This is a genomic window from Pseudomonas sp. GW456-L13 (assembly GCF_017350115.1).
In the GTDB taxonomy this organism is placed as follows: domain Bacteria; phylum Pseudomonadota; class Gammaproteobacteria; order Pseudomonadales; family Pseudomonadaceae; genus Aquipseudomonas; species Aquipseudomonas jessenii.
Genome location: NZ_JACNAS010000002.1, coordinates 677769 through 697938 on the forward strand (window position 1 = coordinate 677769; position 20170 = coordinate 697938).

The following is a 20170-nucleotide window of genomic DNA, read 5'->3' on the forward strand; positions in this document are numbered from 1 at the left end:
TCTCCTGCTAACCACTTCATCATTATTGTTGAGTGCCGATCAATGTCGGCGCTTCGTCGCCCTATTGCCAGAATGCCGGAGCACTGGCGCAGGCTGCCTTGATCAGTTGAACCGCCTGGTCGATGTCCTGCTCGGTGGTGAAACGCCCGAGGCTCAAGCGGATGGTGCGACCGGCCGAGCGGGCATCGTGCCCCAGGGCCAGCAGTACATGGGATGGGGTATTGCTCGCGGAATTGCAGGCCGAGGTCGCGGAAAACGCGATCGAGGCCAGCAACGCCGCCGGGTTGAACTCGCCTTCGTCGAAGGTCAGGCTCAGGGTATGGGGAATGCGCCGGGTCGGGCTGCCGTTGAGACGCACGCCGGGAACGCTCTGCAATTGCTCGAGCAAGCGCTCACGCAAACGCACGATGGTGGCTTTCTCTTCATCGAACGCAGCCGCCGCCAGTGCAAAGGCCGCGCCCATGGCCGCGATCTGATGGGTCGCCAGCGTGCCGGAACGCAAACCGCCCTCATGCCCGCCGCCATGGATCTGCGCCTGCAAACGCTGTTGTGCACGCGGACCGACGTACAACGCGCCGATGCCCTTGGGGCCGTAGAGCTTGTGCGCGGAAAACGACATCAGGTCCACCGGCCACAGTGCGAGGTCGATCGCCACTTTGCCCGCGCCCTGTGCGGCGTCGACATGGAACAACGCCCCGCGATCACGCACGATCTGACCGATGGCGGGAATGTCGTTGAGGGTGCCCAGTTCGTTGTTGACCAGCATCAGCGACACCAGGAAGGTGTCTTCGCGCATGGCTTCGCTGACTGCTTGCGCCGTGATCAGGCCCTCGGCGTCCGGCGCCAGATAAGTCACGGCTACACCGGCATCCTCCAGTTGCCTGGCGGTATCGAGAATGGCCTTGTGTTCGATCTGGCTGGTGATGATATGGCCCCCGCCAATGCGGCGGGCTTGGGCCACGCCTTTGAGCGCGAGGTTGTTGGATTCGGTGGCGCCGGAGGTCCAGACGATCTGCCCGGGTGTCGCGCCGACCAGTTCGGCGACCTGGCGTCGCGCCTGTTCGACTGATTGCCGGGCCTGCTGGCCGAAGACGTGGGAACTGGAAGCAGGGTTGCCGAAATTGCCGGTAAAGCCCAGACACTCGATCATCACCTTGATGACCCGCTCATCCACCGGCGTGGTGGCGGCGTAATCGAAATACAACGGACGTTTATTCATAAAAGACTCGCAGAGCGTGTTCCGGGATCAGGAAGCTCGTGACTGCAAACGGCAAAGCGCAGCCTTGTGAGCTGCGCGCGGTTTTCAGAACGTTACCAATACCTGATCGGATGCCGTTAAAGAAGAATTACTTCATTTAAAAGTGCGTAGGAACGCTCCTGAAAAGTCAGCTTAACAGGCATCGGGCAACCGGTTGAAGCAATGCATCAGCTAAAGCTTTCGAGTATCAGCGGATACAGCGAACCCACAAGCAGCGCGGCCATGCCCCAATTGAACAGGCGCAGCCAGCGGCGATCCTTCAGAACATTGCGCAACAGCGTGCCGCAAGCGGCCCAGACACCCACGCTCGGCAGGTTGATGATCGCAAAGACGGCCGCGATCACGATCACATTCGTGAAGTACCCCTGCATCGGCGTGTAAGTGCTGATAGCGCCGATGGCCATGATCCAGGCCTTGGGATTGACCCACTGGAACGCGGCGGCCCCCAGATAGCTGATCGGTTTCGCCTCGCCCTGCTGGCTCTCCGACATTGGCCCGGAATGGGCGATTTTCCACGCCAGATACAGCAAATACGCCGCCCCCACATAACGCAGCACGGTGTAGAGCAAAGGGTAGGTCTGGAACACCGCGCCAAGGCCAAAGCCGACCGCCACCACCAGTACGAAGAAGCCACAAGTGATGCCGAGCATGTGCGGAATCGTGCGGTTGAAGCCGAAGTTCACCCCGGAGGCCAGCAACATGGTGTTGTTCGGGCCGGGCGTGATCGAGGTGACGAGGGCAAACAGGGCGAAGCCCAGCAGCAGGTCGAGTGAGAGCGTCATGGGTGGCAGTCCGTCAGGGTCGGTCAGGTGTTGACCCTATCGCACACCTTCGGCGAAACCCATGGACAGTTACGCGAAACTTGGAGCAGTACAGTTTCGCCTCAGCTCGGACGACCGTGAAGCTGTACAGATCGCCCAACGTTCATTTCACCCTGGTTGTCGAAACCGAACGACTTTTGCGGCTGACCGAGCAGCTCGGCTTTTTTCGCGTGGTATTCGTCGAAGGACAATCCGCGGCGGTTCAGCGCTTCCAGCGCCAGTTCCTTGCTTTCTTCCGCCGTGTAAGGCCGAAGCTCAGGGGAAACATGGCTGGCACATCCGGCGAGTACGGAGACGGCGAGCATCAGCAAAGTGGCGATCATCGGTTTCATTTCTGGCGTCCTGGCAACTGGGTTCGAGGCAATGAACACAGGCTACCCGCGCCTCCCGGGCAGCAGAAATCAACGCTTTCAATAGTGGCTATCAAGAAATGGCGATCATTGCCCTTGTCAGCGCCAGCCCACCAGGCTGCAGTGCAATGCATTGTCGTGGCTGCGCTCCAGGCTGTGCAGGACCTGGAACGAGCCGAAGGTCACGGCCTTCGCCTGATGGGCGCGGATCAACTGCCAGAAATCCTCTTCGCCGTTTTCAAAGGACCGGAACGCAGCCTCCCCGGCTTCGCGGGTTTGCCATTGCAGATAATTGAGTACCCGCCGGCCATCATCGCTGGCCTGGATGCTGGCACTGAGAAAGCCGCGGTGCTGCCGGGCCAGATGTTCGGTCTGCGCCGACAATGCCAATACCAGCGCGGGTTGTTGATGCGGCTCGATCTGGAACTCGATCAGTTGAGTAAAGCTGCGATTGTTCTCTGAGGCTTGCATGAAATGTCCCCCACTCACATGTAAGGCGAATCTTGCGATCCGAAGGTGTGCAGGGTAAAACCTCAAGTTAACTAGAGGTCAAGAGGCAATTTTTAAATGATCACCCCGGAAAACCTGCACAAGGAACTTACCGTCGGCCAAGTCGCGGCGCGCAGCGGTGTGGCGGTCACGGCGCTGCACTTCTATGAGTCCAGGGGGCTGATCAAGAGCAACCGCAATCAGGGCAACCAGCGCCGCTATCCCAGGGAAGTGCTGCGACGGGTGGCCTTGATCAAGGTTGCCCAGCGCCTGGGAATTCCTTTGGCGGAAATCGGCGAAGCCCTCAAGTCACTGCCCGACAACCGGGCGCCGACGGCGGCGGACTGGAAAATGCTGTCGGCGCAATGGAGCCGGGAACTGGATGAGCGCATCAACCAACTGACCCTGCTGCGCGATCGCCTCAACGGCTGTATCGGGTGTGGTTGCCTGTCGATGGAGGCTTGTCCATTGCGCAACGCAGGCGATGTGCTGGGAGAGCGCGGGCCGGGAGCGCACTGGTTGGAGCCGACCTGATAGCACTTGAATGGCGCTGCTGCTCGTCGGGCACTCGGTGAGGCGAAAGAGGCTGGCCTATATTTATTCGGTCGTACAACGGCACAGGTACTTTCCATTCACAAAACAACAACAGGGAGTTCCATCATGAGCGTCAAACCCATTCCAGAGGGGTATCACAGCGTCACCCCCTATCTGGGCATCAACAAAGCCGCCGAAGCCATCGCCTTCTACAAAAAAGCCTTCGGCGCCATTGAAATCATGCGCCTGGACATGCCCGATGGCGGTGTCGGCCACGCGGAACTGCGCATCGGCGATTGCCCGATCATGCTGGGCACGCCATGCGATCAAGGACCGCTGAGCAACCCGGACAATTCGCCGTCCGTGGGTCTGCATTTGTACGTGACGGATGTCGACAAGTCCTACAAACAGGCGATCGATGCCGGCGCAACCGTTGTATCGGAGGTTAAGGATCAGTTTTACGGCGACCGTTCAGGGACCTTGAAAGATCCCTACGGGCACCTGTGGTTCCTGGCCACGCACAAGGAAGACCTTACCCAGGAACAGATCGAACAACGGGCCAAGGAGATGTTTGCCCAGGGTTGAAATCCCTGGTGATGGAGCGGGCCTCTTCGCGAGCAGGCTCGCTCCCACAAGGGTCCCGTCTTCAGCAGCACCGCCGACATGCCAATCACTTGCGCAAGCAAGCCCGCCCGCGACCTGTCGACAATGAGAAACATTTTCTTTCATTTCCCCTTTCGGGATTTCCCCTGCTCATCCGTCCTACTTAGATGCAGTCCTTTCGCGTAGGCAAAAGCCACGACCGGACCTTCTGGGCGCTCATCCCTGCGAAGCCCGCAGCCGAGCTGCCCCTCATCCAGGCAAGACCTCCAACATGTCAAAGAAGTCCCGTTCAAAAATCTGGTTTCTGGTCCATAGCTGGCTGGCATTGCCGATCTGGTTTTTCGTGCTGATCGTCTGTGTAACCGGAACCCTGGCCGTCATCAGTCAGGAGATCGTCTGGCTGGCCAACCCGCCAATGCGCGCCAGCCAGCCCTCGGACGACGCCCCGCTACTCAGTTATCAGCAGGTCATCGAGGCCATCAACAAGGCCGAACCGCAGACCGTGGTGCAGAGCATCAGCCGCCCCGACGAGTCGCATTTTGCCCTGGACGTCGAAGTCAGCTACCCCGACGGGCGCTCGGTGGTGATTTATGTCAATCCGTACAGCGGCGTGATCCAGGGTGTCGCGCCGGAGTTCAACTTCCGCGCCTTCACCCGGGCGCTGCACGGCTGGTGGCTGGTGCCGTTCACCAACGGTTACAGCTGGGGCTGGTACCTGGTGTCGTTTCTCGGCTTGCCGCTACTGGCGTCACTGGTCACGGGGCTGGTGGTCTACAAACGCTTCTGGAAAGGCTTTTTTCGGCCAACCCTGCGTATTCGCCACGGCGCGCGGATTTTCTGGGGCGACTTTCACCGCTTGAGCGGCATCTGGTCGATCTGGTTCATCGCGGTGATTTCCATCACCGGCACCTGGTTCCTGATTCAGGCATTGCTGTTCGATAACCAGATTTCCATTTCCACGGAAAAGATCATCCCGGCGATGTCCCGCGAAGCGGTGCCGCTGTCAGCCGATGGCTCGCCCCCGCCGCGTATCGACCTCGACCGCGCAATTGAAATCGCCACGCAGAAAATCTCCGGGCTGGAGGCCAGCTTTGTCAGCTTGCCGGGCAATGCCTACAGCCACCTGGATGTCGGCGGACGCGGTTGGTATCCGTTGATGTTCCAGACCGCCACGATCAACCCGTACAACGGCGAAATCGCCGCCTCGCGCCTGATCTCGGACCGTTCGACCCTGGAGTTCGTCACCGAGTCCATGCGCCCGCTGCACACCGGCGATTTCGGTGGCCTGTGGATCAAGCTGATCTGGGCGTTCTTCGGCCTGTTGCTGAGCATGATGGTGCTCAGCGGTCTGCTGATCTGGACCAAACGCACGGCACTGGCCACGGCCAATGCCTTCAAGCGCAGCAACAAAAAACAGCGTGGCACCGCCGCGCAACCGGTCACGAACAACGAACCGTCGGAGGCCCACCTGTGAGCAAAGTCACTGCGGTCTCGCAACCCTCGCGCCTGCACGTGTTCTGGCACAAATGGCGCTTTCATCTGAACGTCCTGTTACTGCTGATTCCCCTGGGTTTCATGCCCAAGTACTTCGCCGACGAGGCATTGATGCGCGGCGACAGTGGCCTTGGCGAACGGGAGGTCGGCGAAGTCCGGGTCGGTCCCTGGAGCCTGCGCCTGGCGGAATTGCGCAATGCCGCGCCCATGCTCGACGGCCCGGCCGGTTACATGAAAGGTTTCAACGCCGCGTTGTGCGAGGCCTGTATCGGCCAGGTCAAGGCCACTTACCTGCGTATCGGCAAGCCCCGCAGCCTGCGCGCCGCCGGGGTGATTTTCTTCGGCACCCCGTACCGCATGGGTGCCTCGCTGCCCGTCCCGGAAAAGTCCACGGCCGACGCCGAACTGTGGATCACCATGGAAGGCTGGGACGGCGCCATGCATCAGGCATCCATTCCTTTGAGCCAGGCCTCCCCCGCCACTATCGCCTGGCTGAACAAACAAGGAGGCAAACCATGATCACCCCTCTTCGCCCGCTCAACGCCGTGTTGCTGGTGCTCTGCGCCGGCTTCAGCGCCGCCGCCCTGGCCCACAATCCGATGTGCGAATGCAAGGCCATCGACGCGGAGCAGATCAAGTGCACCGGCGGTTTTTCCGACGGCAGCGGCGCTCCTGGCGTGACCCTCGATGTGATCGGCTACGACGAAACCATCCTGGTGCCGGGCAAGCTCGGGCCTGATTCGACCCTGACCTTCAAGAAGCCCGGCGCCGAGTTCTATGTGCTGTTCGATGCCGGCCCCGGTCACGTCGTGGAAATCGACCAAGCGGACATCGAGGCACCATGAGCACTCCAACGACCCAAGTCGTGCGCCCGGCCGGGGCCGGTCACGAAACCCTTTATGTTCTGCTGCTGTGCCTGACGATCCTGGCGGTGGCCGGCTCGGTGGTGCTCTGGCGCGGTGAATCCCATGAGGTGAGCAGCGTCAGCAGCCATCAACTGGATGCGCGCCGTGACCTCAGTGCATCCGAGCAAGGTATCTACGCCGATTTGCGGGTGACGCTGGACGAGATCCATTTGCTGCGCCAGGAACAGCAAGCGCTGCCGACACCCGAGTTGCTGGCCGAGGAAGGGTTTGCCCCGTTTGCCCGGGACGCCAGCTCCGTCAGCCGGGGTGGCCATGCCTGGCAAATGCTCGACGCCAAGGCCTATTTCGGCCAGAGCCAGATGCCGACGGTCGCCGGTTCGTTTCTGCTGCGCCTGAGCGCAACCGCCGACGCTGCACCGGACATCTGGCTCAACCGCACCAGCACGCTCACGGCACCGGCCGACCTCAGCGATGCCGCGCTCGAAAGCGCCGGCTGGCAGCAGGTCATCGCGCAATTCGATGCCGGTGTGACCCGCCAGCACCGGCACTGAACCCTCGCCTTTTTCCGAGAGAAGACCGCTTTCCCATGCCCAATTCATCTCAATGTTCTTTTTTGCGCCTGCTGCTGGTCGGTTTGCTCGCCTGCCTGCTGCCATCCCTGGCCAGCGCCGACGAAGCCAAGCGCCTGCGCATCGGCATCACCCTGCATCCCTACTACAGCTACGTGGCGAACATCGTCGGCGACAAGGCCGAGGTGGTGCCGCTGATTCCGGCCGGTTTCAACCCACATGCCTACGAGCCCCGCGCCGAAGACATCAAGCGCATCAGCGGGCTGGACGTGATTGTGCTCAACGGTGTCGGCCATGACGACTTCGCCGACCGCATGATCGCCGCCAGCGAAACCCCGAACGTGCCGGTAATCGAAGCCAACGAGAACGTACCGCTACTGGCCGCCACCGGCGTGGCCGCGCGCGGTGCCGGCAAGGTGGTGAACCCGCACACCTTCCTGTCGATCAGCGCCTCGATTGCCCAGGTCAACAACATTGCCCGGGAGCTAGGCAAGCTCGATCCCGCCAATGCCAAAACCTACACCGAGAACGCCCGCGCCTACGGCAAGCGCCTGCGCAAGATGCGCGCCGACGCCCTGGCCAAACTGACCCAGGCACCGAACGCGGAACTGCGGGTGGCCACGGTACACGCGGCCTACGACTATCTGCTGCGCGAATTCGGCCTCGAAGTGACGGCCGTGGTCGAGCCGGCCCACGGTATCGAGCCAAGCCCGAGCCAGCTGAAAAAAACCATCGATCAACTGCGTGAACTGGACGTGAAGGTGATCTTCTCGGAGATGGACTTTCCTTCCACTTACGTCGACACCATCCAGCGCGAATCCGGCGTGAAGCTGTATCCGCTGTCGCATATTTCCTACGGCGAATACACCGCCGACAAGTACGAAAAGGAAATGACCGGCAACCTCGACACTGTGGTGCGGGCGATTCAGGAGTCGGGCGCATGACCGCCAAAGAAACACTCAGTGAATCCCCTGTGGGAGCGAGCTTGCTCGCGAAGGCGTCGTGTCAGTCGACCACCATGTTGCCTGATACACCGCCATCGCGAGCAAGCTCGCTCCCACAGGTTTCGGGGCCGACATTGGATTTTGCAGGCGTCAGCCTGACCCTCGGGCGCACGACGATCCTCGACAACGTGACATTTCAAGTCCGCCCCGGCAGCGTGCACGCACTGGTCGGCCCCAATGGCGGCGGCAAGAGTTCGCTGATCAAGACCCTGCTCGGGCAAATGCCTCACCAGGGCCGCTTGAGCCTGCATTGGCCAGGCGAGCCGGGGACCATCGGCTATGTGCCACAGGCACTGGAGTTCGACCGGGGCTTGCCAATGACCGTCGACGATTTCATGGCCGCCATGTGCCAGCGTCGCCCGGCCTTTCTCGGCTTGAGCAAACACTACGCGACGGCGATTGGCGAGGCGCTGGAGCGGGTCGGCATGCAGGACAAACGCAAGCGCCGCATGGGCGCGCTGTCCGGCGGCGAACGGCAACGGGTGTTGCTGGCCCAGGGGCTGATTCCGTCTCCGCAATTGCTGGTGCTCGACGAACCGATGTCGGCCCTCGATGAAGCTGGTATCCGGGTGTTCGAACGCTTGCTCGGCGACTGGCGAGCGGCGGGCATCACCGTACTGTGGATCGAGCACGACCTGGAAGCGGTCGGACGCCTGGCCGATCACGTCACCGGGCTCAATCGCCGGGTGCTGTTCGACGCCACGCCGCAACAGGCGCTGACACCGGAGCGTCTGTTGAATCTGTTCTCGACCCACCCACGGAGCCTTGCCTGATGAGTTACGAAGCTTTTCGCCTGATGGTCCAGGGCTGGGCGTCGTCGGGTTATCTGCCCGAGGCGCTGGCCTATGGATTCGTGGTTAACGCCCTGCTCGCCGGCCTGTTGATCGGCCCGGTACTGGGAGGCCTGGGCACGTTGGTGGTGGTCAAGCGCTTCGCGTTTTTCTCCGAGGCGGTCGGTCACGCCGCTCTGACCGGCGTGGCCATCGGCATCCTGCTCGGCGAACCCTACACCGGCCCCTACGGCAGCCTGTTCGGCTACTGCCTGCTGTTCGGCATCCTGCTCAATTACCTGCGCAACCGCACCGGTCTGGCGCCAGATACCTTGATTGGCGTGTTTCTCTCGGTGTCGCTCGCCTTGGGCGCTAGCCTGCTGCTGATTCTGGCGGGCAAGATCAACGTGCACATTCTGGAAAACGTGCTGTTCGGCTCGGTGCTGACGGTCAATGGCAATGACCTGCTGGTGCTGGCCATCGTCGGTTCGCTGGTCATGGCCCTGGCCTTGCCTTTGTACAACCGCATCATGCTCGCCAGTTTCAACCCGCAGTTGGCGGCGGTGCGCGGGGTGGCGGTGAAAACCCTGGATTATCTGTTCGTGATTCTGGTGACGCTGATCACCGTCGCCGCCGTGAAGGTCATCGGCGCGATACTGGTGGGCGCCCTGCTGGTGATTCCGGCCGCCGCGGCACGCCTGCTCAGTCAATCGCTGAAGGGCTTTTTCTGGTGTTCGGTGCTGATCGCCACGGTCAGCACACTGTGCGGGATTCTTGCACCGATTGTCTTCGACCTGCCGATCCCGTCCGGCGCCGCGATCATCCTAGTGGCCGGTATCGCCTTCGCCCTGGCCGCCATCGCGCGCGGCGTCGTCCCCAGCCTGAAAGGGAACCTTGGATAAATGATTTTTTCACTGCGCCAACTGACCCTCGCCATCGCCCTGTGCGGGCTGGCGACAACGACCATGGCCGCCGACAACGGCAAACCGCTGCGTGTGCTGGCCTCCTTGCCGATTACTTATGGCCTGGGTGAAGTCTTGCTCAAGGGCACCGATGTCAGCCTCGAACGCGCGACCCCGGCCAACCTGCCCGGCAGCCGCCAGACCGCCTACTTCACCGGCCGTGGCGCCCCGGCGCTGGCCAAACTGGCAAGCGACGCCGATGCGGTGATCGGCCTGCGCTCACTGTGGCCGGATGACCCGCTGTACCCGATCGCCCGGCGCAGCAATATCCGCATCGTCGAAGTCGACGCCGCTCGCCCCGTGGACGGCGCCCTGCCCGGCATAGCCGTACAGCCCGACAACAAGGTCGACGGGCTGAACAGTCAGCCGTGGTTCTCCAGCAATAACATGGGGCGCATGGCCGATGTGATGGCGGCGGACCTGGTGCGCCTGGCCCCCAAGGCCAAGCCGAAGATCGACGCCAACCTGGCAACGCTCAAGCAGCGTTTGCTCAAGCTCAGTGCCGACAGCGAAGCGCGGTTGGCCAATGTGGACAACCTCAGTGTGATGAGTCTCAGCGATCACTTCGGCTACCTGATCGGCGGTCTCAATCTGGAATTGATCGGCCAGGATGCACGCGCCGATGCCGAGTGGACACCGGAGGCGCTGAAGCAATTGGGCGCAACGCTCAAGGACAATGACGTGACGGTGGTACTGCATCACCGGCAGCCGTCGGATGCGCTGAAAGCGGTGATTGCCGGGTCGGGTAGCCGATTGGTGGTGTTGAGTACCGATGCCGAGGATCCGGTGGCGGAACTGGAGGGGAATGTGGATTTGCTGATCAAGGGGTTGAGCGGCGTTTAAGGTCAGTACGACCGCGTTATCGTTCATCGCGAGCAAGCTCGCTCCCACAGGATTTGTGCCATGCCGCAGATCACTGTGGGAGCGAACTTGCTCGCGATAGCGGCCTGATAGGCGACACAAGACTCCAGACCTGAAAAAGCCCGCTGACTGTCACCAGTCCAGCGGGCTTGTTTTTGCATGACGGATCAGTGCGCCACAGCCGCCTGCTCGTCCATCTTCTGCCGCAGGCTCAATGGACGCATGTCGGTCCAGGTTTCTTCGATGTAGGCCAGGCATTCCTTTTTCAGCCCGCTTTTACCCACGGTGCGCCAGCCTTGTGGCACGGCTTTGTAGTCGGGCCAGATCGAGTATTGCTCTTCGTGGTTGACCACGACCTGAAAGAGGATGTCCTCGCGGTCGAATACTGACGTCATGCTGTCTCTCCATCGTTTTCGGGCGGGTTGCGTTGTGCACGCAACCGTTATGTAGAAGGAACGATCCGCAGGGCGGAAAATTTAAGGATTGGCCGTGGCGGCGGCCAGGGCTCGCCCGAAAATCTCGGCCACGCGATCGATTTGCGCAGCGGTAATCACCAGTGGCGGCAGGAAGCGCACCACCGCGCCGTGGCGGCCACCGAGTTCCAGGATCAAGCCACGCTTGAGGCATTCGCGCTGCACCAGTGGTGCCAGACGGGCGAAAGCCGGTGGATGGCCTTGGGCATCCAGCGCGCCCGTCGGGTCCACCAGTTCGACGCCGAGCATCAAGCCACGACCGCGAATGTCCCCCAGTTGCGGGAAGTCCCGCTGCAGGATGCGCAGGTGCTCGGCCAGACGCTCGCCCATCGCGGCGGCATGCTCGCAGACCTTGTGTTCGACCAGATAACGCATCACCGCGCAACCGGCGGCCATGGCCATCTGGTTGCCACGGAACGTTCCGGCATGGGCACCCGGCAGCCAGGTGTCGAGCCAGTCGCGATAGACCACCACCGCCAGCGGCAGGCTGCCACCGATGGCCTTGGACATCACCACGACATCGGGAATGATCCCGGCATGCTCGAAGGCGAACATCTTGCCGGTGCGGGCGAAGCCACTCTGGATTTCATCGACGATCAGCGCGACACCCGCCTGTTCAGTGATCCGCCGCACACCGCGCAACCAGTCCAGATCCGCCGGAATCACCCCGCCCTCGCCCTGCACCACTTCCACGATCACCGCCGCCGGCAATTGCACACCAGCCTCGGGATCATTGAGCAGGTTTTCCAGGTAACTCAGGTTGGCTTTGACCCCTTGCGCGCCGCCGAGCCCGAACGGGCAGCGGTAATCGTAGGGGTACGGCATGAACTGCACGCCGCTGCCGAGCAAGGCGCCCAAGGGCTTTTTCGGCCCCAGACTGCCCATCAGGCTCAACGCGCCCTGACTCATGCCGTGATAGCCACCCTGGAACGAGATCACGGTGCTGCGACCAGTGGCGGTACGCACCAGTTTCAGTGCCGCTTCCACGGCGTCGGTGCCGGTCGGGCCGCAAAACTGGATCTTCGCTTCAGCGGCCAGGGCAGGCGGCAGCAGCCCGAACAGATCCTGGACGAACCGGTCCTTGACCGGTGTGGTCAGGTCCAGGGTGTGCAGCGGCAGCTCATCGGCCAGCACTTGCTGGATGGCTTCGATCACCACCGGGTGGTTGTGCCCCAGGGCCAGGGTTCCGGCTCCGGCCAGGCAATCGATGAAGGTGCGGCCTTCGACATCTTCGACGTAGATGCCCTTGGCGCGCTTGAGTGCCAGGGGAATGCGTCGCGGATAGCTGCGGGCGTTGGATTCCTGCCGGCTCTGACGGGCGAGCAATGGCGATTCGTTGAATTGATAAAGCGTCTCGGCGGACGTCGCCGGCTGCTCTTCGATAAGGTTGGTAGCGACTGACATCTCTCGACCCCTCAATAAGGTTTTCCTGTTCTGGAAACGCATCAGCGCTTGAGGGATTTAGGCGGTAACCCGGAAACCTTTGCAGGAGCGAGCTCTGCTCGCGATGGACTCAAGAACAGCGCGTGCATTCAGAAAGCACGCGTTATCGTTATCGACCATCGCGAGCAAGCTCGCTGCTACAGGGGAGGTGGTGTTTTTCAGACCGGTTGCAGCGGCATCGTCAGCTCAACCCGCAAGCCGTCCGGCCGGCTATCGAAATGCAACGTGCAACCGCAACGCTGAACGATGGCCTGCACAATCGCCAGCCCCAGACCACATCCGGTGCTCTGACCGTTGCGCCAGAAGCGCTGGGTCAGGTGTTGCAGATCTTCTTCGGCAATCCCCGGCCCATGGTCGCGCACCACAAACTGCACACGATTGCCGGTGGTTTCCAGGCTCAACTCCACCGCTTTGTCGGCGGGAGTATGGCGCAGTGCGTTGTCGAGCAAGTTGCGCAGCGCGGCAATCGACAGCACGGCGGGCATTTGTACCGGCGCGGCGGAAACCTTGCCCGGCGCCTGAAACCTGATGCGCTGGCGATCGCCGCTTGCCGCGTCCTGGATCGCCAGTTTCGCCACTTGTTCGGCGTTGCACTGCACACCGTCGTCGAATGACAGACTGCCCTCGACGCGCGCCAACAACAGTAATTGTTCGAGGGTCCGGTGCATACGGTCGGCGCCCTCTTCGGCCCGGGCCAGGGACTGGTCCCGGGCGCTGCCTTGCGTCATCCGCGCCACTTGCAGGTGGGTCTTGATCGCGGTCAGCGGGCTGCGCAGTTCGTGGGCCGCGTCTCCGGTCAGGCGACGTTCGCGCTCAATGGTCTTGCCGATGCGCTGGAGCAACTGGTTCTGGGTTTCCAGCAAGGGTTGCAGCTCGCTGGGCAGTGGCTGGATCTGCAAGGGTTCGAGGGAGTCGGCGCTACGGCGCATCAAGGCATCGCGCATGCGGTTGAGCGGCGCCAGCCCCTGGCCGATGCCCAGCCAGAGCAAACACAGGCAACCGAGCAGCGCCACGCCCACCGGCACCGAAGCGGCCAGCAGGATCGACATGTTCAACGCCTCACGCTCGATCTGCCGGTCGGCGGTGGTGATGCGCAGATCGCCCCGGGCCAATGTGAAACTGCGCCACGGCGCGCCGTCGATCATCTGATCGTGAAACCCGAGTTTCTCGGCCTCCAGGGTCTGCTGCGGATCGGTGTGACTGCGGGCAAGGATTTCGCCGCGCAACGAGCTGACCTGGCAAGCCATGCCACCCGGAATGTTCAGCTGTTCGGCACTGAAGTGGGTGCCCTCGCCCTTGCTCGGTACGGGCGGCAGTTGCTCCATCAGGCCGGCGACCATGCGTGCCGAGGCCACCAGGCGCTGGTCGAGGGAAAACATCATTTGATTGCGCAGATCGCTGAGCATCCAGGCCGCGGCCAGGGCCCAGATCAAGGCAAATGCGGCGCCGAGCGTCAGACTCAGGCGCAAACGCAGACTCATCACTTCGATTTTTCTCCGCCATCAGCCGGCCCCAGGCGATAGCCCAGACCGCGCACGGTCTCGACAATGCCATTGCCGAGTTTGCGCCGCAGGTGATGGATATGGACGTTAAGGGCGTTGCTTTCCAGTTCGTCGTTGAAACCGTAGACGCTGTCCTTGAGTTGCTCGGTGGACAACACACGGCCACGGTTATGCAGCAAGGCTTGCAGCAATGACTGCTCACGGCGCGACAGGTCCACCGGCTGCCCCGCGAGCGTGGTTTCGCGGCTGCTCGGGTCGTAGGTCAGGGCACCATGCTCGATCAGGTTGACGCTGCGCCCCGCCACCCGCCGCAACAGCGTGTGCAAGCGTGCAGCGAGTTCGCGCAAGTCGAACGGTTTGAGCAGATAGTCGTCGGCACCGGCTTGCAGGCCATCGACGCGATCAGTGACCGAGTCCCGGGCGGTGAGGATCAAAACCGGCAACTCCAGGCCTTGATGGCGCAACTGCTGCAGCAGCTTGAGGCCATCCTCGTCCGGCAACCCAAGGTCGAGCACCATCACGTCGAACTCCGCCACCTTGAGCATCGCCCGGGCGGCGGACGCCGTGGCGACGTGTTCCACGGTCAGGCCCTGGGCGGTCAGGCCGGCGACGATACCGCTGGCGATCAATTCATCGTCTTCGCAAACCAGTACGTGCATGGGCGCTCCAAGAGTAAAAACCAGAGTCAAACACCTGTGGATTAAGGCGCAATTATGACAAGGCGACTGACTGACGAACAGCACGGAAAAGCTCCAGCCCATCCGTCGCGCCCGACACGCGCGTTTACAGGAACACGCAAGATTAATCACCTCAACTAGCCTGGAAACATAAAGCCGATAAAAACACCTTAAACTCATTCAAGTAAAAACGATAATCTCGCACCAACTTCGAAAACCGAAAACAGCACATCTCGAAGTACTTCAGCACTTAAACAATCTGAAAGGAATCAGATCATGCCAGAACTTAAAAATTTTGTAGCTGTCGACCACCGTAACGGACCCGATCGCATTTACTTTTTTTTCAAGGACACAAACACCTACTCTCGTTTCAACTTGGGGGACAACAAGGCCGCGGATAACCATCCCCCCTCTGTAGTCTCTCACTGGGACGACTTCGACCAACATGTGAAAGACCTGCGTTTCGGATTTAATACTTCGGGCCGCAATTGGAACCTCGAATTCGAAAGTGATATAACTTGGTTTTTCTATTACAATGGCAATACACCGATGGTATGCAAGTACGATCAACAAAACGACAAAGTAATATTCAAAAAAAACATTTCAGAAACTGACTGGTCGCCACTACAACCTTACTTTGACAGAATTATTGGTGTCATGTGGGATGAAAAAGCGGAAATCAAGCACACTTTCCACATATTGCTGAATGACGGAAACTATCTCACCTACAGTCCGTGGTTGAAAAAAGCACCGAAATTAAAACCCCTCAAAGACTCTATATGGGGCAAATTGGAGCAATATAGAGGTCGCATGATAACGGCAGCACTTAACGACTACCCACTACTCGACACATTTTTTTATATTTTCCTGACCAATAATGAATATCTGAGATTTGACGTGAATAAACGGAGTATATCGGATCCGATCGCGATCGATGAAGAGTCGTGGCCAGGACTAATTGCAAACTAAGCATCAGCACCCACATGATTCGGGCACCCTTCATCGATCAACTGCCCGAAAAGCTGGAATCAAACGACGCATTTTTAATGCCACAACGGACGGGGTTAATCATCGGTTAATCGCCACCCGCCACTGTGCACCTCATTAGCACAGGACAAAGGCTTATCCATGCGTCGTCTGTTTTTACTTTTTACTCTCTTGATCGTGGGCCTGGCCCAGGCGGGAACCAATCCGTTCGACACCAAACCTGAATTCCTCCCGGTTGATAAAGCCTTCGCGTTTACCTCTGAACGCCTGGAGTCCGGTGAAACCCAGCTCTATTGGCAGATCACCGACGGCTATTACCTGTATCAGAAACGCTTGAAGTTCGATGGCTTGCCTGCCGACCAGCATCCTGTGCTACCGGAAGGCGAAGCCCACAGCGACGAGTTTTTCGGTGAACAGCAAGTCTACCGTCAGGGCCTGGAACTGAAAATTCCGGCGGGTGCCAGCGGTCAGGTCAAGGTCAGTTACCAGGGCTGCGCCGATGCCGGCTTGTGTTATCCGCCACAAACCAGAGTCGTGGACCTGGGCAATACCAATGCACTGAATGCGGCCACTGAAGCGCCGGACCAGGCGCTGGCCAGCGGCCTGCAACAACGAGCGCTGGGCTGGAGCCTTGTGCTGTTCTTCGGCCTGGGCCTGTTGCTGGCCTTCACGCCTTGTTCATTGCCGATGCTGCCGATTCTGGCCGGGTTGATCGTCGGCAGTGGCGCCACGCCCAGACGCGGATTCGCCCTGGCCAGCAGTTATGTAGTCAGCATGGCGCTGGTGTATGCGGCGATGGGTGTCCTGGCCGCCTCCCTCGGGGCGAACCTGCAAGCCTGGTTGCAGAACCCCTGGCTGCTGGGCAGTTTCGCGGCGATTTTCGTGTTGCTGGCGCTGCCGATGTTCGGTTTCTTCGAACTGCAACTGCCGGTGGCCGTGCGTGATCGCCTGGAAAACGTCTCGCGCAATCAACGCGGCGGCAGTCTGATCGGCGCCGGGGTGCTGGGGGCGCTGTCCGGTCTGCTGGTTGGTCCCTGCATGACCGCGCCACTGGCCGGCGCCCTGCTCTACATCGCGCAAAGCGGTAACGCGCTGCATGGCGGATTGATTCTGTTTGCCATGGGCATCGGCATCGGTGTGCCGCTGTTGCTGCTGGTGACCGTCGGCAATCGTTTCATGCCCAAGCCAGGCGCCTGGATGAATCTGGTCAAAGGCATTTTCGGTTTCCTGTTCCTCGCCACCGCATTGTTGATGCTGCGGCCGGTGCTCGACGAATCCCTGTGGGTCGGCTTGTGCGGTGCGCTGCTGTTGATCGCGGCCTACAGCGCCTGGAAGCAGTCGGAAGGTTTTGGCCGTATCGCTCACCTGTTTGGCGCCAGTTCGTTACTGCTCGGTTTATGGGGTGGCCTGTTGGTGATCGGTGCAGCCGGTGGCGGCGATGATCCGTTCAAGCCATTGCAGGTCTACCGCGCCTCGAACCAGGCTGTGGCCGCCGTGCCGGTTGGCCACGATGCCTTCATCACCATCAAGGATCCGCAGGCACTGCAACGGGAACTCGACGCCGCACAGGCTCAGGGTCAGTGGGTGCTGCTGGACTACTACGCCGACTGGTGCGTGTCGTGCAAGGTCATGGAGAAACAGGTCTTCGGCAAAACCCGTGTCCTCGAGGCCTTGAGCGATGTGCGCTTGCTGCGACTGGACGTCACCGCCGACAATGCCGCCAGCCGCGAACTGCTCGGCCGTTACCAAGTGCCAGGGCCACCGAGCCTGCTATGGATTGGCGTGGACGGTGAAGAGCGGCGCAGCCAGCGCATCACCGGCGAGGTCGATGCCGATACATTCCTGCAACGCTGGACCACCACCCGAGATGCCCGTTAATGCTGACTTTCACCCTCGGCACCTTTGCCATCGCGCTCAATCACCTGCTGTTGATCAGTGCGCTGGCGCTGGCCACTTTTGTCGGCTGGCGGGTCGCCAAGCGTGGTGGTGAAAACCCTGAGTCGGTGCTGTTCAGCCTGTTTCTGATGGGCATGCTGGCAGCCCGAATCAGTTTCGTGGCGGCCTATTGGGTGCACTATCGCAACGATCCGTGGCAGGTCATCGACCTGCGCGATGGCGGTTTCCTCGCCTGGCCGGGGGTAGTGGTCGTTTTGCTCGCCACGCTGTATCGCGGCTGGCGTCGCCCGGGTCTGCGCCGTCCATTGGGCTTTGGCGTGGCCAGTGGCCTGGCGTTCTGGCTGTTGGCGACGTTCTCCCTGTCGATTTATGAACAAGGCACACGCCTGCCGGAAATCATCCTGCGCAACGCCGCCGGCGAAACCGTGCAACTGGCCGACTACAAGGGAGGCCCGTTAGTGATCAATCTCTGGGCCACCTGGTGCCCGCCGTGCCGCCGGGAAATGCCGGTGCTGGAAAACGCCCAGCAACAACGGCCGGACCTGACGTTCCTGTTCGTCAATCAGTCAGAAAGCATGCAAAGCGTCGCGATCTTTCTGGAAACCCAGGGCCTGAGCCTGTCCAACGTGCTGTTCGACGGCAGTGGGCGTCTGAGCCAGGCCGTCGGTTCCATGGCATTGCCGACTACGCTGTTCTACAACCCCGAGGGTCGCCTGCTGGGCAGCCATCTGGGCGAGTTGTCGGAAGCCAGCCTGGCCCGCGCGCTGGAAAACTTCGACACCGTACCCGCCACCTCTTCAAGGAAACTGCCATGCCCCGCCTCCGCCACCTGCTGACCCTGAGCCTTGGTGCTGCCCTGTTGCACCTGCCATCGGTGCAGGCCGAAGAGTTGCCCGATGCCATCAAGAAAATCGAGGCCAAGGGCGCGAAAATCGTCGGCCAGTTCGACGCCCCCGACGGCTTGCGTGGTTATGCCGCGCAATACCAGAACCGCGGCATGGCGCTGTACCTGACCCCGGATGGCAAACACGTGTTGCTGGGCAACCTGTATGACGCCGAGGGCAATGACCTGAGCAGCGCACCTTTGCAGAAACTGGTGTATGCGCCGATGGCCAAGGAAGTCTGGGCCAAGTTCGAAACCAGCAACTGGATCGGCGACGGCAAGAAGGATGCGCCGCGCGTGGTGTACCTGTTCAGTGACCCGAACTGCCCGTACTGCAACATGTTCTGGGAACAGGCCCGACCGTGGGTCAAGGCCGGCAAAGTGCAGTTGCGCCACATCATGGTGGGCATCATCCGCGAAGACAGCCCGGGGAAATCCGCCGCGCTGCTCGCCGCCAAAGACCCGGAAAAAGCCCTGCAGGATCACGAAGCCGCTGGCAAGGAGAGTTCGCTCAAGGCCTTGAAGGAAGTGCCGCCGGCGATTCAGGCAAAGTTCGCGGCCAACATGCAATTGATGGAAGAGCTGGAGTTGCAGGCGACGCCGGCGATTTTCTACATGGATGACAAGGGCAATCTGCAACAGCAGCAAGGCGCTCCGTCGCCGGATAAGTTGGCGAAGATTCTCGGGCCGAAGTGAGTTCAGCGCCCCCATCGCGAGCAAGCTCGCTCCCACAGGGAAAGGTGATCACCTGTGGGAGCGAGCTTGCTCGCGATGGCATCGGTAGATTCGACTAATTTCTGTCGGCCAAAAATGCCAACAAGGTTTCCGTCACAAACCCTGGGTTCTCCAGATTGGAAATATGCCCCGCCTCCGGCACCAGCACCCACGGGCAGCCAATCAGCTCAGCCATTTCACGGGCTTCACCCGGTGGCCGAGGCTTGTCCTGATCGCCGCACATCACCAGCGTGGTCGCTGCGTCCAGTTCGCCCAGACGCGATAACTGGTCATCGCGTCCAAATGTAATCCGCCCCATCGGCGCGATGCTTTCACGCAGGCGATCCGCGGGTAGAGCCGCGAGGGAAGCACGAAAATCCCGGTAGAGCGCCGACTGCGGATCAATGCCCGGCCGGAAGAAAATCGGCACCACGATATCCAGCAGCGCTGGCGTGATGACACCCGCCTCTTCGATCTGCTTCAACAGTGAAAAGTAGTACTGGCGAGTCGGCTCCGGTTCGGCGCCGGCGTAGGTGTCCATCAGCACCAGTCCGTTGATCCGCTGCGCTGCCGATAAGGCCAGGCGCGCGCCCCACATGCCGCCGACCGACAGGCCGACCAGCGTGACCCGCTCGATGTCCAGATGATCGAGCAGGACCAGGGCCTGACGCGCCAGGTCATCCAGCGACGTCGTACCGACAGGCAACGGCCCGGATTGGCCGTGCCCCCACAGGTCCAGGGCTATCACACGATACTGTTGCGAGAGCGCGGCAATCTGCGGCGCCCACATGGCCTGGTCCCACAGGTAACTACCGGCCAGCAGTACCGCCGGGCCGGTACCTTGATCGATGTAGTGGAGGGCTTGTCCGTCTATCGTTACGAAGGGCATCGACTGTCTCCGCGAGCAAAAAGGGAGCCCGAAGACTGAGCGGCTGACGGATCGCAGTCAATCGCGAGAATGTATGCGTTTGTACAACCGCCTCGCCGCACCGCCGCTCCCACAGGGATTCATGC

The 20170-nt window shown here is 61.0% G+C and carries 23 protein-coding genes; 14 read left to right on the forward strand and 9 right to left on the reverse strand.

The genetic code is table 11. The features are described from left to right. Positions 1-61: 61 nt before the first annotated feature. The 4 genes from J4D25_RS17100 to J4D25_RS17115 form a co-directional block, all read right to left on the reverse strand. Complete coding sequence (locus J4D25_RS17100; RefSeq protein ID WP_057713882.1) at positions 62-1219, reverse strand: cysteine desulfurase family protein; 1158 nt, start codon at positions 1217-1219, stop codon at positions 62-64. 206 nt (positions 1220-1425) lie between these two features. Further along, a complete protein-coding gene (locus J4D25_RS17105; protein WP_057713881.1) occupies positions 1426-2040 on the reverse strand; it encodes a LysE family translocator in 615 nt (204 codons plus the stop codon). A 101-nt stretch (positions 2041-2141) separates the two neighbouring features. Beyond that, positions 2142-2411 (reverse strand): hypothetical protein, encoded by a 270-nt coding sequence (locus tag J4D25_RS17110; protein WP_057713880.1) that lies wholly within the window; start codon positions 2409-2411, stop codon positions 2142-2144. Between the two features lie 117 nt (positions 2412-2528). Beyond that, entirely contained in the window at positions 2529-2900 is a 372-nt protein-coding gene (locus J4D25_RS17115) for an antibiotic biosynthesis monooxygenase (RefSeq protein ID WP_057713879.1), read from the reverse strand. Between the two features lie 96 nt (positions 2901-2996). Between J4D25_RS17115 and soxR the strand changes: the two genes are divergently transcribed. The 10 genes from soxR (at position 2997) to J4D25_RS17165 (ending at position 10563) form a co-directional block, all read left to right on the forward strand. Continuing rightward, positions 2997-3452: a redox-sensitive transcriptional activator SoxR gene (gene soxR / locus J4D25_RS17120; RefSeq protein WP_057713878.1), complete on the forward strand. Its 456-nt coding sequence runs from the start codon at positions 2997-2999 to the stop codon at positions 3450-3452. A 126-nt stretch (positions 3453-3578) separates the two neighbouring features. Next, positions 3579-4037, forward strand: coding sequence for a VOC family protein (locus J4D25_RS17125; RefSeq protein WP_057713877.1), 459 nt, complete (start codon positions 3579-3581; stop codon positions 4035-4037). Positions 4038-4326: 289 nt separating this feature from the next. Beyond that, the gene (locus J4D25_RS17130) at positions 4327-5529 is read left to right on the forward strand and encodes a PepSY domain-containing protein (RefSeq protein ID WP_057713876.1); all 1203 of its coding nucleotides are present in this window, start codon (positions 4327-4329) and stop codon (positions 5527-5529) included. Next, positions 5526-6068, forward strand: a complete 543-nt coding sequence (locus J4D25_RS17135; RefSeq protein ID WP_057713875.1) for a hypothetical protein — start codon at positions 5526-5528, stop codon at positions 6066-6068. Before J4D25_RS17130 ends, J4D25_RS17135 begins: the two co-directional genes overlap by 4 nt. Continuing rightward, complete coding sequence (locus tag J4D25_RS17140) at positions 6065-6394, forward strand: hypothetical protein (protein ID WP_057713874.1); 330 nt, start codon at positions 6065-6067, stop codon at positions 6392-6394. The genes J4D25_RS17135 and J4D25_RS17140 overlap by 4 nt, the downstream gene beginning before the upstream one ends. Further along, positions 6391-6966 carry a DUF6162 family protein gene (locus J4D25_RS17145; protein ID WP_057713873.1) on the forward strand — a complete coding sequence of 192 codons (576 nt, stop codon included), beginning with the start codon at positions 6391-6393 and terminating at the stop codon, positions 6964-6966. The genes J4D25_RS17140 and J4D25_RS17145 overlap by 4 nt, the downstream gene beginning before the upstream one ends. 35 nt (positions 6967-7001) lie before the next feature. After that, positions 7002-7928, forward strand: coding sequence for a metal ABC transporter substrate-binding protein (locus J4D25_RS17150; protein ID WP_057713872.1), 927 nt, complete (start codon positions 7002-7004; stop codon positions 7926-7928). 74 nt (positions 7929-8002) lie between these two features. Then, positions 8003-8761: a metal ABC transporter ATP-binding protein gene (locus tag J4D25_RS17155; RefSeq protein ID WP_198530257.1), complete on the forward strand. Its 759-nt coding sequence runs from the start codon at positions 8003-8005 to the stop codon at positions 8759-8761. Beyond that, complete coding sequence (locus J4D25_RS17160) at positions 8761-9660, forward strand: metal ABC transporter permease (RefSeq protein WP_003226663.1); 900 nt, start codon at positions 8761-8763, stop codon at positions 9658-9660. The genes J4D25_RS17155 and J4D25_RS17160 overlap by 1 nt, the downstream gene beginning before the upstream one ends. Beyond that, positions 9661-10563 (forward strand): metal ABC transporter solute-binding protein, Zn/Mn family, encoded by a 903-nt coding sequence (locus tag J4D25_RS17165; protein WP_057713870.1) that lies wholly within the window; start codon positions 9661-9663, stop codon positions 10561-10563. Positions 10564-10748: 185 nt separating this feature from the next. Here the strand turns inward: J4D25_RS17165 and J4D25_RS17170 are convergent, their stop codons facing one another. The 4 genes from J4D25_RS17170 to J4D25_RS17185 all read right to left on the reverse strand — a co-directional run bounded on the left by J4D25_RS17170 (position 10749) and on the right by J4D25_RS17185 (position 14658). Then, complete coding sequence (locus J4D25_RS17170; RefSeq protein ID WP_057713869.1) at positions 10749-10976, reverse strand: MbtH family protein; 228 nt, start codon at positions 10974-10976, stop codon at positions 10749-10751. A gap of 81 nt (positions 10977-11057) precedes the next feature. Further along, the gene (locus tag J4D25_RS17175) at positions 11058-12458 is read right to left on the reverse strand and encodes an aspartate aminotransferase family protein (RefSeq protein ID WP_057713868.1); all 1401 of its coding nucleotides are present in this window, start codon (positions 12456-12458) and stop codon (positions 11058-11060) included. Between the two features lie 197 nt (positions 12459-12655). Continuing rightward, positions 12656-13981, reverse strand: a complete 1326-nt coding sequence (locus J4D25_RS17180; RefSeq protein WP_057713867.1) for an ATP-binding protein — start codon at positions 13979-13981, stop codon at positions 12656-12658. Beyond that, on the reverse strand, positions 13978-14658 hold the full coding sequence (locus tag J4D25_RS17185) for a response regulator (RefSeq protein WP_057713866.1): 681 nt from the start codon (positions 14656-14658) through the stop codon (positions 13978-13980). The genes J4D25_RS17180 and J4D25_RS17185 overlap by 4 nt, the downstream gene beginning before the upstream one ends. 294 nt (positions 14659-14952) lie before the next feature. On the opposite strand from J4D25_RS17185, the gene J4D25_RS17190 reads away from it, so the two are divergent. From J4D25_RS17190 to dsbG, 4 genes are all read left to right on the forward strand, one after another. Beyond that, positions 14953-15645, forward strand: a complete 693-nt coding sequence (locus J4D25_RS17190) for a hypothetical protein (protein WP_057713865.1) — start codon at positions 14953-14955, stop codon at positions 15643-15645. Positions 15646-15804: 159 nt separating this feature from the next. Continuing rightward, positions 15805-17541 carry a protein-disulfide reductase DsbD gene (gene dsbD / locus J4D25_RS17195; protein ID WP_057713864.1) on the forward strand — a complete coding sequence of 579 codons (1737 nt, stop codon included), beginning with the start codon at positions 15805-15807 and terminating at the stop codon, positions 17539-17541. Beyond that, positions 17541-18395, forward strand: coding sequence for a TlpA disulfide reductase family protein (locus J4D25_RS17200; RefSeq protein ID WP_057713863.1), 855 nt, complete (start codon positions 17541-17543; stop codon positions 18393-18395). Before dsbD ends, J4D25_RS17200 begins: the two co-directional genes overlap by 1 nt. After that, entirely contained in the window at positions 18371-19138 is a 768-nt protein-coding gene (gene dsbG, locus J4D25_RS17205) for a thiol:disulfide interchange protein DsbG (RefSeq protein ID WP_057713862.1), read from the forward strand. The genes J4D25_RS17200 and dsbG overlap by 25 nt, the downstream gene beginning before the upstream one ends. Before the next feature lie 94 nt (positions 19139-19232). On the opposite strand, the gene J4D25_RS17210 is transcribed toward dsbG, so the two are convergent. Further along, complete coding sequence (locus tag J4D25_RS17210; protein WP_057713861.1) at positions 19233-20045, reverse strand: alpha/beta fold hydrolase; 813 nt, start codon at positions 20043-20045, stop codon at positions 19233-19235. Positions 20046-20170 lie beyond the last annotated feature (125 nt).